At 61.6% G+C, this 13,427-nt stretch carries 12 protein-coding genes; 5 read left to right on the top strand and 7 right to left on the bottom strand.

The window, feature by feature from the left end; all coding sequences use genetic code 11:
- Positions 1-5 precede the first annotated feature (5 nt).
- The 6 genes from KHO53_RS05915 to yaaA all read right to left on the bottom strand — a co-directional run bounded on the left by KHO53_RS05915 (position 6) and on the right by yaaA (position 8,628).
- Positions 6-1,487, bottom strand: a complete 1,482-nt coding sequence (locus tag KHO53_RS05915) for an alginate export family protein (protein WP_100782533.1) — start codon at positions 1,485-1,487, stop codon at positions 6-8.
- A complete protein-coding gene (algK, locus tag KHO53_RS05910; protein ID WP_249684274.1) occupies positions 1,484-2,974 on the bottom strand; it encodes an alginate biosynthesis TPR repeat lipoprotein AlgK in 1,491 nt (496 codons plus the stop codon). Before algK ends, KHO53_RS05915 begins: the two co-directional genes overlap by 4 nt.
- A gap of 7 nt (positions 2,975-2,981) precedes the next feature.
- Positions 2,982-4,148 (bottom strand): alginate biosynthesis protein Alg44, encoded by a 1,167-nt coding sequence (locus KHO53_RS05905; RefSeq protein WP_010220713.1) that lies wholly within the window; start codon positions 4,146-4,148, stop codon positions 2,982-2,984.
- A 37-nt stretch (positions 4,149-4,185) separates the two neighbouring features.
- Positions 4,186-5,676, bottom strand: coding sequence for a mannuronan synthase (gene alg8, locus KHO53_RS05900; protein WP_026001177.1), 1,491 nt, complete (start codon positions 5,674-5,676; stop codon positions 4,186-4,188).
- 62 nt (positions 5,677-5,738) lie between these two features.
- Positions 5,739-7,055 (bottom strand): nucleotide sugar dehydrogenase, encoded by a 1,317-nt coding sequence (locus KHO53_RS05895; protein WP_010220716.1) that lies wholly within the window; start codon positions 7,053-7,055, stop codon positions 5,739-5,741.
- A 793-nt stretch (positions 7,056-7,848) separates the two neighbouring features.
- Positions 7,849-8,628 (bottom strand): peroxide stress protein YaaA, encoded by a 780-nt coding sequence (yaaA, locus tag KHO53_RS05890; protein ID WP_213570088.1) that lies wholly within the window; start codon positions 8,626-8,628, stop codon positions 7,849-7,851.
- Positions 8,629-8,762: 134 nt separating this feature from the next.
- Between yaaA and KHO53_RS05885 the strand changes: the two genes are divergently transcribed.
- Both KHO53_RS05885 and KHO53_RS05880 read left to right on the top strand, forming a co-directional pair.
- Entirely contained in the window at positions 8,763-9,890 is a 1,128-nt protein-coding gene (locus KHO53_RS05885) for a polysaccharide deacetylase family protein (protein WP_213570087.1), read from the top strand.
- A gap of 340 nt (positions 9,891-10,230) precedes the next feature.
- Entirely contained in the window at positions 10,231-11,625 is a 1,395-nt protein-coding gene (locus KHO53_RS05880; protein ID WP_010220720.1) for a PhoH family protein, read from the top strand.
- Between the two features lie 63 nt (positions 11,626-11,688).
- On the opposite strand, the gene KHO53_RS05875 is transcribed toward KHO53_RS05880, so the two are convergent.
- Entirely contained in the window at positions 11,689-11,937 is a 249-nt protein-coding gene (locus tag KHO53_RS05875) for a hypothetical protein (RefSeq protein ID WP_010220721.1), read from the bottom strand.
- Between the two features lie 186 nt (positions 11,938-12,123).
- On the opposite strand from KHO53_RS05875, the gene moaC reads away from it, so the two are divergent.
- Genes moaC through moaE form a run of 3 tightly spaced genes read left to right on the top strand, consistent with a single transcriptional unit; the run spans position 12,124 to position 13,290 of the window.
- Positions 12,124-12,600, top strand: a complete 477-nt coding sequence (gene moaC / locus KHO53_RS05870; protein ID WP_010220726.1) for a cyclic pyranopterin monophosphate synthase MoaC — start codon at positions 12,124-12,126, stop codon at positions 12,598-12,600.
- A complete protein-coding gene (locus KHO53_RS05865; protein ID WP_010220727.1) occupies positions 12,597-12,842 on the top strand; it encodes a MoaD family protein in 246 nt (81 codons plus the stop codon). Before moaC ends, KHO53_RS05865 begins: the two co-directional genes overlap by 4 nt.
- Position 12,843: 1 nt before the next feature.
- On the top strand, positions 12,844-13,290 hold the full coding sequence (gene moaE / locus KHO53_RS05860) for a molybdopterin synthase catalytic subunit MoaE (protein WP_010220728.1): 447 nt from the start codon (positions 12,844-12,846) through the stop codon (positions 13,288-13,290).
- Positions 13,291-13,427 lie beyond the last annotated feature (137 nt).

The following is a 13,427-nucleotide window of genomic DNA, read 5'->3' as shown; positions in this document are numbered from 1 at the left end:
AGGCGTCAGAAGCGCCAGATCACGTCGACGAAAGCGCGGTGCATGTAGGAGTCCGCTTCCTTGCCATAGGCATCACCGGGCTTGAACACGCCGCCACGAAAGCGCACCAGCGCCGACGGCTCGTCGATCGACTGGCTCAGCGAGGCCGGTAACAGGCCTTGCTTGAAGTACTTGGTGACCACCAGGTCCATCTCCTGGCCGAGGTCTTTCTCGCCCTGGACCAGCGGCCGGTTGATGCCGTTGTCCTCGACCACGGCATTGATGCCACTGCTGCCGATGTTCTGGTCGCCATCGACGCGCCAGAACTTGTGGTAGATCAGGCTGGCGTCGTAGTCGTCGCGCAGTTGCCAGGAGGTGAACAGGGTCGCCGCCTGTACGTTGCCCAGTTCGCCGCGGAAGGCTTCGCCAAAGCGATGGACCCGCGAGCGGGTGCCGGTGAAGTTGGAGCGGTTGCTCTCAAGGCCGGTCTGCTCGTAGTTGCCCGAGCCATCGCTGCCACCGCCGCCGCTGCCGCGGGCGTAGGCGGCACCGACCTGCCAGTTGGGATCCAGGCGCAGGCGGACACCGAGGTCGGTGGCCCAGGCATTGACGTCGCCACTCTGTTTGCCGCTGGCCACCTGCTCGCCGTTGACCGTGGTGGTGTTGAGCCTGTCGCGATCGCCGGTCAGCCAGGTCATGCTGCCCCAGTAGTTGACGCGGTTCTGGTTGCGCCAGTTGTAGGCGTCGCTGTTGGCTTCCAGGCCCAGCCAGGTGAGGTCGCCGGTGCGGGTCTTGTCCAGGGCATCGACGGTTTCGCCCGGGTTTTTCAGCTTGCCGTCGTCGTGGCTGTGGTGAGCGCGCAGGCCGACCCAGTGGCCGGGTGTCCACTGCGTGGCGACGTCGCCGTAAACGTGCAGGCGGTCCTTGTCTTCCGGGGCCAGCTCGGTGAGGTCGGTGCGGTACTCGCTGAAGCGCTCGGCCACGCCCAGGTTGGCGCGCAGCAGGGTGGTGTCGAAGGTCCAGTTCAGCGCTTCGATATTGGTGTCGCGCCACATGCCGTCGTCGTTGCGCAGGCGCTGGCGGCCGAAGCGCAGCTGCTCGCCGGGGTAGGCGGTCAGGCCGCTGTAGCCGACCCAGAACTCACGCATGGCCAGGTAGTTTTTGTCCGCTTCACGGCCATTGGTGCGGCCGCTGTCGGCCTCGGCCTGGTCGCCGGACTGGCGCAGGGTGTCGGTCTCGATGATGTCGGTAGCCGCCACCGCCTGGCCCATGGCGAAGGCGCTCCAGTTGCCGCGCTCGCCGTACACCCAGGGGCGCAGGTCCAGGCCCAGGCCGTTGACGTCGCCGCCGGAACGGGTGCCCAGGTCGCGGTCGTCTTCGGACTGGCCGGTGATCTTCACGTCCAGGCCGAAGTTCTTTTCAGCAGTCATCGCTGCCAGGGTCGGGCACGACCAGAGCAGGGCAAAGCCCAGGCCTACGCCTGCTTTCATCCACGGATTGAGTGTCATAGGGAGTCCTCGCCTTGTTCGGGTTGCGCTTGCAGGGCCAGGGCAGCGGGGCCCATGGCGCCACGGGCCTGGCGTTCTTGTTGCAACAGGCGTTGAGCCTGGGCCTTCTGCGCCGGGGTGAGTTGCTGATCGAGTTGGGCTGCCAGCTCGCGTGACTGGTCGCTGGGATTGGCTTGTGCCAGTTGGCTGAACACCCAGGCGTTGACCAGGTCCTGGCGGATGCCGTGGCCTTCGCTGAACAGCTGGGCCAGGGCGTAGTCGGCACTGAGCTGGCCGCCGCGGGCGGCGCTGAGCAAATGATCGACGGCTTTTTGCGGGTCGACATTGCCCAGGTAGCCACGGCGGTACAGCTGGCCCAGGTAGTAATGGGCGCTGACTTCGCCGGCGTCGGCGGCGCTGAGCAGATGGGTTTCGGCTTTCTGCGCGTCGGCCGCTACAGTCTTGCCTTCGTAGTACAGGCGGCCCAGCAGCAACTCGGCACGCGGCTGTTCGGCGGCGCGGCCCTTGTCGATGTACTCCATCAGCTTGTCGGTGTCGCCAAGCTCGGGGAAGTCATAGAGCAATTGCGCCAGGCTGACCCAGGAGCCGGGGTTGACCGGCGCCACCTGTTCAAGCAGGGCCTGGGCGGTTTTCTCGTCGGTCTGGCCGAGGCTGCGGTCGGCCAGTACGCGGGCAACGCTGTCGACCCGGGTGGCGGGGATCGCGCCATGCTGGTAGGCGCTTTTCAGCTGTTCGATCAGTGCCGCCCGTTGCTCGGGCTGGGCGCGTTTCTGGTAGACGGTGGCCAGTTCCACATAGCAGATGTCGGTGCTGCTCAGCGCGGTCTTGCAGATGCGCTCGACCTCGTCCAGGTGCTGGTCATAGGTGTTCTGGGTGCGGTACAGCAGGACCTGGGCCAGGCCGGCTTCGGGGTAACCGGCGGCACGCCACTTATCGATCTGCTGCTGGGCGTTGGTGCCGGGGAAGCTCTGCGGGTATTGCAGGTAAAGCATCGCCAGCGGGATCAGGGTATTGCCCTCGCCATTGGCGAAGGCTTTTTTCAGCAGGGTTTCGGCTTCCTGGCGCTCGGCTTCGGTAGCGTCCGGCTTGGCGGCCAGCAGGCGTCCGAGGCGGGCTTGGGCACGCGGCGAGATATCGGCGGCAGCGCGGTAGGTGGCCTCGGCCTCCTTGAGCTTGGCCGGGTCGCGGGTTTCGATCTGGATATCGGCCAGGCCTACCTGCGCTTCGCTGTAACCGAGGTCGGCGAGCTGGCGGTAGTTCTGCTCGGCCAGGGCGGTGTCACCGCGCTTGAGCGCCTCGTTGGCCAGGCGCTGGTCGGGCAGACCGGCGCAACCGGCAAGGCTGATGGCCAGGGCCAGGCTGCACAGACTGAGGATATAGCTCGACCCCTGTGGGAGCCGGCCTTGCCCATTGGGGCTGCTGCGCAGCCCATCGCCGGCAAGGCCGGCTCCCACGCAGGGGGTGGCAATCTTGGTGTTCACCGGCATGTCTCCCTTAGAGCCCACGGGCCACGGCTTTATCGATCAGCCAGTCCAGCGACGGGCCACGGTTGCTGTCCACCGCCACCGGGCGGCCGGCCAGTTCGCTGGGCAGTGCACCCTCTGGCTTGATCTGCACGCGAATATCCGAAGACAGGTCTTCGCTGTTCAGGCTGGTGCTGCTGACGATCTCGCCCTTGCGCCAGTCGTCTTCACCGGCGATCTGGAAGTTGACGCGAGTGCCGGGCTTGACGTCGTCGAACTGGCGATAGCTGAAGCGCGCTTCAATGGTCGGATTGCTGGTGCGCGGAATCAGTTGGAAAATCACCTGACCCTTGCTCGCGTACTGGCCGTTATCCACCAGTTGGCGGGCGACCACGCAATCACAGGGGCTGGTCAGGGTGCCGCTCATCTGCTTGCCGAACAGCTCCTCGACCTTGGCCGGCTCCAGCTGCTGGTCATCCAGGTGGCCCTTGAGCATGTCCAGCATGCTGGTGCTGAACGAGGCCAGCGGCGCGCCCTTGACCACCTGACCGCCGTTTTCCACCAGGCCCTGCACGGTGCCGTCGCGCGGCATGGTGACGTTGCTGGTCGGCACGCTGACCACCCCGGCCTGGGCATGGCTGACGAAGTACAGGCCATACACCGACTTGGCAATAAAGCCGAACGCCGCCACGCCGACCACGAACACGCCGAGGCTGAAGGTCACTGCGCGCAGGCGGCCGAACGCGCTCATGCCGCCGCTGGCATCCTTCTGTTTGCGCGCCTTGGTGAAGTTGTCGCGCTGCAGGGTGCTGAGCACATCACCGATGGTGATCAGCTCGCCGGACAGGTGCGAGGTGATGATGTGGCGCAGGGTGGCGATGTCACGCGGTTCGAGGTTCTGGAACTGCACGCCGGTGCGGCCGCTGGACGGGTCGAAAGAGCGCACCTGGATCTCGATGTCCATGGCCAGGCCGAGCTTGTCGACGGTGAACTGCAGGCGCCCGCGCAGCACTTCGCCAACCTTCAACGGGTGCTTGGCGTGGAAGCTCAGGCCGCCGGCGGAGAGGTCGTCGACCTTCACTTCCAGGGTTTCGCGGTTCCCCCCCAGGTAGCGCAGCTTGGCCGGGATGCGCACCCGCGCGTGCTGACGCTGGGCTTCGGACTCATGCACGACATTGACGTTGACGGCGGTATTCATGGCGATTTGTTCCTGTTTAATCCAATCGGGTTCCGGCTCACACGACCATGAACAGCACAGCAATGAAGATGCTGGCCGCCGAGAAGGTCATGGTCCGGGAGGACCAGGTGTTGAACCATTGTTGAAAGCTGGCGAGGTCGCGCTTGAGGGCAGTGGGCTGGCGGGTCCAGGACTGCTTGTCGAGGCGGAAGAACACGTAGATCTTCATGATCGCGCCGACGATCTGGTTGTAATAAAGAATCAGCGGGTAGGCCGGGCCGATGTTGTGACCCGAGCACAGCAGCATGATCGTCAGGATCAGCCGGGTGATGCCGATCCACAGCAGGTACACCAGCAGGAACGCCGGGCCGAACTTGAGGCTGGCGATCACTGCGACGGTCAGGCCCAGCAGGCTGGTCCACATCGACACGCGCTGGTCGAACAGCACCACGCTGGTGAACAGGCCGAGGCGGCGGATACCCAGGCCCAGGGCCCGGGAGTTCTGCCGCAGGTTGTTGCCGTACCAGCGGTACATCAGTTTGCGGCTGGCCTTGATGAAGCTTTTTTCCGGCGGGTGCTCGACCGTGTTGATCGCCGCATCCGGCACGTAGAAGGTGTCGTAGCCCAAGCGCATGAGGCTGAACCAGCTGGACTTGTCGTCACCGGTGAGAAACTTGAAGCGGCCCAGGCGCCAGTGCTGCAGCGAGTCGTTCTCGACGTCGGCGATGAATTCGGGGTTGGTCACCACGGCGGCGCGGAACACCGACATGCGCCCGGTCATGGTCAGCACGCGCTTGGACAGGGCCATCGAGCACATGTTGATGTGGCGTTGGGCGAAGCGCAGCTTGTGCCATTCGCTCATGATGTAGCCGCCACGCACTTCACAGAATTCGTTGGTGGTCAGGCCGCCGACATTGCCGAACAGCTTGAACCAGGGCACGGTCTTGCGGACCACGCCTTCGCCGAGCACGGTGTCGCCATCGATCACCGCGACCACTGCGTTCTCATCCGGCAGGTGGCGGGAGATGGCACGAAAGCCGTAGGCCAGGCCGTCGCGTTTGCCGGTACCGGCGATGCGCACGAAGTCGAGGGTTACACGCTCCGGCGGGTTGTATTTTTCCCACAGGCTTTTCACCAGCAGCTCGTCGGACATTTCCACCAGTGAACAGACCACCGTCGTCGGGTAACCGCAGTCGATCGCCTCGCGGATCACCGAGCTGTAGACCTGGGCGGTAGTCAGGGCATCGATGCGAAAACTGGTGACCATCAGGTACACGTGGGACGGGTCGGCCGCGCTACCGAGCTTGCGCACTTTGCGCCGCAGGTAGGGGTAGACCACGTAGAGGAACAGCATGCCGCGCACAAAGTGCGTGGCTCCCATGGAATAGCGCCAGATGCCGACGGCGCCGACCAGGAAAATGAAGTCCTTCGAGTCGGGGTCGAAAATGGAGTTGGGCAAGGCCAGGGCGATCAACATGAGCAGGCTCACGTAGAACAGCCAACCGGCGACCTGTAACAGGCCGTGCTTGAGCCTTTGCATGTTCTGCATCCGTATCGAATGGAAAGGGCGTTGATGGCGCGCGGGGCCGGGTAGCCCCGCGCAGCCTGTGGTTACCAGCAAATACCTTCGGTACGGCTGGCCGGGCAGGATGGTTTGTTCATGAAACCGACCAGGTCGATGACCTGTTTGCCTTCCGGAGCCTGTTGGGCCAGGGCACGGAATTTCTCGTCGCGGTTGCCCAGGACGATCACGTCGGCGTGCTTGATCACCTGGTCGAAGTCGGCATTGAGCAGCGACGACACGTGCGGGATCTTCGACTCGATGTAGTCCTTGTTGGCGCCGTTGACCCGCGCATACTCGACGTTGCTGTCGTAGATGTTCAGGTCGTAGCCCTTGCCGATCAGGCGTTCGGCCAGTTCCACCAGCGGGCTTTCACGCAGGTCGTCGGTGCCGGCCTTGAAGCTCAGGCCGAGCAGGGCGATCTTGCGCTTGTCGTGGCTCTCGATGATGTCGAAGGCGTTCTGCACCTGCGATTCGTTGCTGGTCATCAGCGAGTTGAGCAGCGGTGCTTTGACGTCCAGGCTGCCGGCGCGGTAGGTCAGGGCGCGCACGTCCTTGGGCAGGCACGAGCCGCCGAAGGCAAAGCCCGGGCGCATGTAGTACTGCGACAGGTTCAGGGCCTTGTCCTGGCAGACCACGTCCATCACTTCACGGCCATCGACGCCGACAGCCTTGGCGATGTTGCCGATCTCGTTGGCGAAGGTGACCTTGGTGGCGTGCCAGACGTTGCAGGTGTACTTGATCATCTCGGCCACTTCGATGTCCTTGCGGATGATCGGTGCGTCGAGTTCTTCGTACAGCGATTGCAGAAGGTCGCCACTGGTCTTGTCCAGCTCGCCGATGACGGTCATTGGCGGTTGGTCGTAGTCTTTGATCGCGGTGCTTTCGCGCAGGAATTCCGGGTTGACCGCCACGCCGAAGTCGACGCCGGCCTTTTTCCCCGAACAGTCTTCGAGGATCGGGATGACCACGTTCTTCACTGTGCCCGGCAATACGGTGCTGCGCACCACGATGGTGTGGCGGCTGGATTTTTCCCGCAGCACGAAGCCGATTTCGCGGCACACCGACTCGATGTATTCCAGGCCCAGGTCGCCGTTCTTCTTGCTTGGCGTACCGACGCAGATCATCGACAGGTCGCTGTCGCGGATGGCGGCGGCAAAATCGGTGGTGCCACGCAGGCGGCCATTGTCGATACCCTGTTGCAGCAGGGCTTCGAGGCCCGGTTCGACAATCGGCGATTTGCCTTGGTTGATCAGGTCGATCTTGGTGGTGGATACATCGACGCCAATCACTTCATGACCCCGTGCCGACAGGCAGCCAGCACAGACTGCACCCACATAACCCAAACCAAAGATGCTGATACGCATCGCATTCACCTCATGTGTTTATCACGCCGGCTCAATAAGAAGAGCCAGACCGGGTTGATTAACCAGCAGTTATCGGGCACACGGCGGCGTGGCAAAAAGATGTCACTTCACCGTGTGCAGGCATATAAATATCAAGTGCAAAAGTCTTTGCACTTAAACTTGGCAGCCAAAGGCCAATAATTATGGGCGTGCCCTGTTATGCAGCCGTCTTTATTGCAGATCGGTTACCCGGAACTGCAGTGCTTGTTCTTTCAAGTGAATAAAATCCTTTGAAATCAACCACAAGGACGATTTGTAGGGGCGCGTTTCTCCTGGGTTCAACTGTAGGTCGGGCGACCGACACTCAAGTCAAAGTTGTCTGGATGCACAATGGCTGTGCGCTCCAATCAGTGATGTAAGTCATCTCTCACCTGTCGCTCGAGAATCGTTACGGGTGGTATGAGCGACGGCTGAGGGGATAAGTTCCGGGGCGAGTTCAAAGGCCGTGAAAGATTTTTTAATATTTTATCTGATGGCCATACTTTCACTTTGATAGCACTTGGCAGTTTCATCCCTGTATATAAAGGGCGAACGCGAGGGGGGATGTTTTTGTGCCAGTACCGGAAATTATTTTTCGAAATTCGTCAAAAAATTACGAACGGTCTTATGGCATTTTGCAATAAAACTAGGTGGGTGGTTTTTTGGCGTCAGTATTATGGCGATTGTTCAGGCGTCATCGCTGGCAAGCCAGTGCCCACAAAAACCTGTGGGAGCTGGCTTGCCAGCGATTGGGCTGTGAAGCGGCCCCAGAGGGTTACTCGTCCGGATGATCGCGCAGGAACACCAGGTTATCGGCCTTCGACAGCTCGGCACTGTAGTAGTAGCCCTGCACATTGAACTGCTTGAGCTGTTCGGGATCGTTGATGCGTTCCTGGATCACGAAACGGCTCATCATGCCGCGGGCCTTCTTGGCGTAGAAGCTGATGATCTTGTACTGGCCGTTCTTGAAGTCGCGAAATTCGGTATTGATCACCCGCGCCTTGAGGGCACTGCGCTTGACCGCGCTGAAGTACTCGTTGCTGGCCAGGTTCAGCAGCAGCTCGTCGCCTTGCTCGGCCAGGGCCTGGTTCAGCCATTCGCTGATGCGCGTGCCCCAGAAGGCATACAGGTCCTTGCCACGGGCGTTGGCGAGCTTGGTGCCCATTTCCAGGCGATAGGGCTGCATCAGGTCCAGCGGGCGCAGCAGGCCGTACAGGCCGGAGAGCATGCGCAGGTGATCCTGGGCGTAGCTGAAGTCGTCTTCGCTGAGGGTCTGGGCATCGAGACCGGTGTACACGTCACCCTTGAACGCCAGCAGCGCCTGTTTGGCGTTTTCCGGGGTGAAGGCCGGGGTCCAGCTGCCGAAGCGCGCGGCATTGAGACCTGCGAGCTTGTCGGAGAGGTGCATCAGTTCGCTGATCTGCGCAGGCGACAGTTCACGCAGTTGCACGATCAGTTCCTGGGAGTCGTCCAGGTACTGCGGCTGGGTGTAGCGTTGGGTCACCGGCGGGGTGTCGTAGTCGAGGGTCTTGGCGGGGGAAATCACCGTCAGCATCAGGTCGGCTCCTTTATTCGTGGCGCCGATTCTACGGGGCGGGGGCGGCGATCTCCAGCTATCAAGGTAATAGCCACAGACCATCCCGACACTTGGCGCTATAGTGCGCGGCGAGGAAAACGGAGAGCCCGATCGTGCGCATTGCCCTTCTCTTACTGGCCGGACTGTTCAGCGTTGCTGCTGGTGCAGCGCCTGCCCCGGTCGCCACCTTTGACCGCAGCCACTGGCCTGAGCCGCTCGACAGCCCGGCGTTGTTCGATGTCGCCTCGCGCGCCGAGATCCTCGGCTTCGCCCGGGTGCTGGGTGAAAGCGAGGTGCTTGATCAGGGCACCCTGGCGGCGCGGCTGAACCTGCGGCAGATCAACCTGGTGTCGATCAACAGCCTGCGCCAGCGCCTTTGGCAGCGCTTGTGGCGCAACTACGACCTGGCCCAGAAGAGCTGCGAGCAGGACGCCTCATTCTGCTATGCCATCGACGACCTGGCTGATTTTCGCAAACAGACGGCGAGCTTCGAGGTTGCCGCCGATTCCTTTTATGGCGGTTGGGCCGAGCCCGGCCGCGCTTTTCACGAGCGCTACCTGGACGAGTTGCTGCGCAAGGCCGCGCTGTTCCCGCAGACTGCCAGCGAGATCGAGCGCTTCTCCGACCTTGAGCGCAATGGCGACGAGCTCAACGACCGGCTGTTCATGCTGACCTTCGATGGCGGCCCGTCATTGGCGGGCGGTAGTACCGACGGCCTGGCCGAGTTCCTGCGCCGGCAACGGCTGTCTGCGACCTTTTTTGTGTTGGGCAACAGTCTGCAGAACCGGCGCGACAAGACCTCGCTGGCCGACCTGAGGGCGCTTTACCAGGACCAGTGCGTGGGCTTGCAAGGCTGGCAGTATCGCTCCCACGGGCAGTGGCAGGGCTGGCAGGACTCGGTACTGCGCAGCCAGGCGCGGGTGCAGGGCGACTTGCCACAGCAGTATGTGCCGTTGTTCCGGCCGCCTTACGGCCAGCGCCGTGCCGACAGCCAGGCATTCTTCGCCGGCCAGCATTTGCAGGTGGTGTTGTGGGATATCGACGCCCAGGATCAGGGCGCGTTGAACAGCGAGCAGTCGGCCCAGCGGGTGCTGACCTTGATGCTGCTGTGGCGCAAGGGGCTGATCCAGTTTCACGACGCCCAGCCGAAGGCGCAGGAAGCACTGGCCTGGTTGCTCAAGCAAACGGCGCAGAGTGGAATTGGCTGGGAAGATTGCCGGAATTTCGGCGAAAAGCTGTGAAGATGTGAGGATCGCTTGGCGCCCGGGAATAAAACGCCGCAGGCATTTCACATGACTGGATTTATGACTGTAGCGGTGCTTTGCCCCTGCGCCAAGGGCTAATTGGCCGATCGAAAAATAAACTTCAAAAAAACGTAAAAACGCTTTTTTCGGTCATGGGTTTTGCGGTATTACGAAGACAGACCGCCGAACCCTGCAGCACAGGTGGCGTCCTACGGCCCATTCTTTGTTCGCAGCTCCCTACCCGTAACGACGCGGGCCCGGGGAGAACCGGCGGCCACTTCGCGGCGCAGCACCGTTCAGGTATTGCGTCGTCTGGCTCCCACAAAGGTGACCGAGTATGGATGATCAAGGACGCACCACTTCCTCCAACCAGCCAATCCTTTATGTGCTCGATACCAATGTACTGATTCACGATCCCAACGCATTGCTCAACTTCGAGGAGCATCACGTCGCCATCCCGATGACGGTGCTGGAGGAGCTCGACAAACTCAAGACCGGCAAACACACGATTGCCGCCGAATGTCGCCAGGCCATCCGCCTGATCGACCAGACCCTGGGCGATGCCACGCCGGCCGATGTCGAGCAGGGCGTGCCGATCCAGCGGGGCAAGAGTGGCCCCAAAGGCTTTTTGTCCATTCTCATGAGCCCGCGCAACGAGCCCAACCGCCTGCTGCCGGAAAACCTTGCAGACAACATCATCATCAACCAGTTGCTGGAGCTGCGTGGTCGACGCAAGGAAATGGACGTGGTGCTGGTCACCAAAGATATCAACATGCGCCTCAAGGCCCGCGCCTGTGGGATCGCGGCCGAGGACTACAGCACCGACCAGTTGGTTGACGACGTTTCCCTGCTGTCCAAGGGCTATCACAGCGTCACCGGCTCGTTCTGGGACCGCGTCAGCAAGGTCGAGACCCGCCAGGACCATGGCCGCACCTGGCACCGGGTGCAGATGATCGATAACCTGCCGGCCGTGCATATCAACGAGTTCATCATCGACGAACAGGGCTTCGTCGGCTGGATCAAGGGCATCAAGGATGGCGAGCTGGTGCTGCTCGACCTGCACCAGGAGCCACTGCTGCACCAGGAGGCCTGGGGCCTCAAGCCCCGGGACATTCATCAGAGCCTGGCGCTGTTCGCCTTGCTTGATCCGGACATTCACCTGGTCAACCTGACCGGCGCCGCTGGTTCCGGCAAGACCATCCTGGCCCTGGCTGCCGCCATCGAGCAGACCATGGTCAGCAAGCGCTACCGGCGCATCATCGCCACCCGCAGCGTGCAGGGGCTGGACCAGGAAATCGGCTTCCTGCCGGGTACCGAAGCAGAAAAAATGGAGCCTTGGCTCGGGGCAATCACCGACAACCTCGAAGCCTTGCACATGGATGACGAAAACACCCATGGCAGCGTCGAGTACATCCTCGAGCGTGTACCGCTGCAGTTCAAATCGCTGAACTACATTCGGGGCCGCAGCTTCCAGCAGAGCCTGATCCTGATCGACGAATGCCAGAACCTCACCCCGCACCAGATGAAAACCATCATCACCCGTGCCGGCACCGGTTCCAAGGTGATCTGCCTGGGCAACCTGGCGCAGATCGACACCCCTTACCTGTCCGCTACCAGCTCCGGCCTTACCTACCTGACCGAGCGCTTCAAGGACTTCCCCAACGGCGTGCACATCACCCTGCAGGGCGTGCCGCGCTCGATTCTGGCCGAATACGCCGAATCGCACCTGTAACCATCACGGAGGTTGTAAAAAAGCCCGCATCAGTCGATGCGGGCTTTTTCATTGCCGGTGACTTCATTTCCAGCCACGGCCAAAACCGCTCCAGCCGGTGAAAATCACGCTGATGATGGTGTCGTCCCCGTCGAGAATCAGCAGGTAAGGGCTTTGCCCGGTGTAACCAATGACCCCCGGCCGAATCTCGGTGACTTCACCCCCGCCTGCCGTTTCGCTGATCTGTTTGGCTAGCTGCTTGCTGAATGTTTTGCCAATGTATGGAGCAAAGACGGGTTGCAACTTTTCGTAGTCTTTCGCGTTAATGACCATAGCGGTGCCTCCTGGCGTCGGGTAATGGTGTCTTCAAGTGTGCAGCGTTGCCAGTTTCTACCTGCCCGAGCGCCAGCGTGTAATAGATGAATAACGCACATTAAAAGACGCTGGCATTGCCCGCGCTTGTCGCTAAGGCCTGACTCGAGGGTTTACAATCGGCTGTCCTGAAGCAGGAGTAACGCTGTGCTGACTCATCTCGATTCCCAAGGTCGCGCCAATATGGTCGACGTCACCGATAAAGCCGTGACTTCGCGTGAGGCCGTGGCCGAAGCGCGGGTGCGCATGCTCCCGCAAACCCTGCAGATGATCGTCGAAGGCGAGCACCCCAAGGGTGACGTGTTTGCCGTGGCGCGCATTGCTGGCATCCAGGCGGCAAAGAAAACCAGCGACCTGATTCCGTTGTGCCACCCGTTGCTGCTGACCAGCGTCAAGGTCGAGCTCAGCGCTGAAGGCAACGACACCGTTTACATCGTCGCCCGTTGCAAGCTGGCCGGGCAGACCGGCGTGGAAATGGAAGCCCTGACCGCCGCCAGCGTCGCGGCCCTGACCATCTATGACATGTGCAAGGCGGTCGATCGCGGCATGATCATCGACGGCGTTCGCGTGCTGGAGAAACTGGGCGGCAAGAGCGGCCATTACCAGGCGGATGAAGTCAAATGAACATTAAGGTGATGTATTTCGCCCGTTACCGGGAGGTTCTGGGTATCGACGTCGAGAAGCTCGACGGTTCGTTCGCTACCCTGGATGACGTACGCAAGGCACTGGTCGCAAAGGGCGGCAAGTATGAGGTGCTGAGCGAACAGAACCTGATGTGCGCGCGTAACGAAGAGCTGTGCAAGCTGGACGAGCCGCTCGAAGACGGTGACGAAGTAGCGTTCTTCCCGCCAGTGACCGGAGGCTGAGATGAGCGTTCGAGTCCAGGCCGAGGCCTTTGATCCGGGTGTCGAAGTCAACGCCATGCACGCGGCCAATGTTGGCGTGGGCGCGGTGGTGGGTTTTGTCGGCTACGTGCGCGACTTCAATGATGGCCAGGACGTGGCGGGGATGTTTCTGGAACACTACCCGGGCATGACCGAAAAGGCCCTGGGCAAGATCGTGGTTGAAGCCGAGCAGCGCTGGCCACTGCTCAAGGTCGAGGTGCTGCACCGTATCGGCGGCCTTGAACCGGGTGAGCCGATCGTCTTCGTCGGTGTCGCCAGTGCTCATCGCCAGGCCGCGTTCGACGCCTGCAATTTCATCATGGACTACCTCAAGACCCGTGCGCCGTTCTGGAAGAAGGAACAGACCGGGGACGGCCCGCGCTGGGTCGAAGGCAAGCAGAGTGATGAGGACGCTGCCGGGCGCTGGTAACCCTGTGGGAGCTGGCTTGCCAGCTCCCACAATGCTTTTGCTTGTTGAGTTTTAATACGAAAAAGTCCAGTATGGAATTATGAGTACAAAATAGTTCCAGGCCGCCCCTTGCCTGCCCGCCTTTCCCTCTGTCTTGC

The organism is Pseudomonas sp. RC2C2 (assembly GCF_018390435.1).
GTDB classification, from domain to species: domain Bacteria; phylum Pseudomonadota; class Gammaproteobacteria; order Pseudomonadales; family Pseudomonadaceae; genus Aquipseudomonas; species Aquipseudomonas donghuensis.
This window is presented reverse-complemented; position numbering and strand designations above follow the sequence as displayed.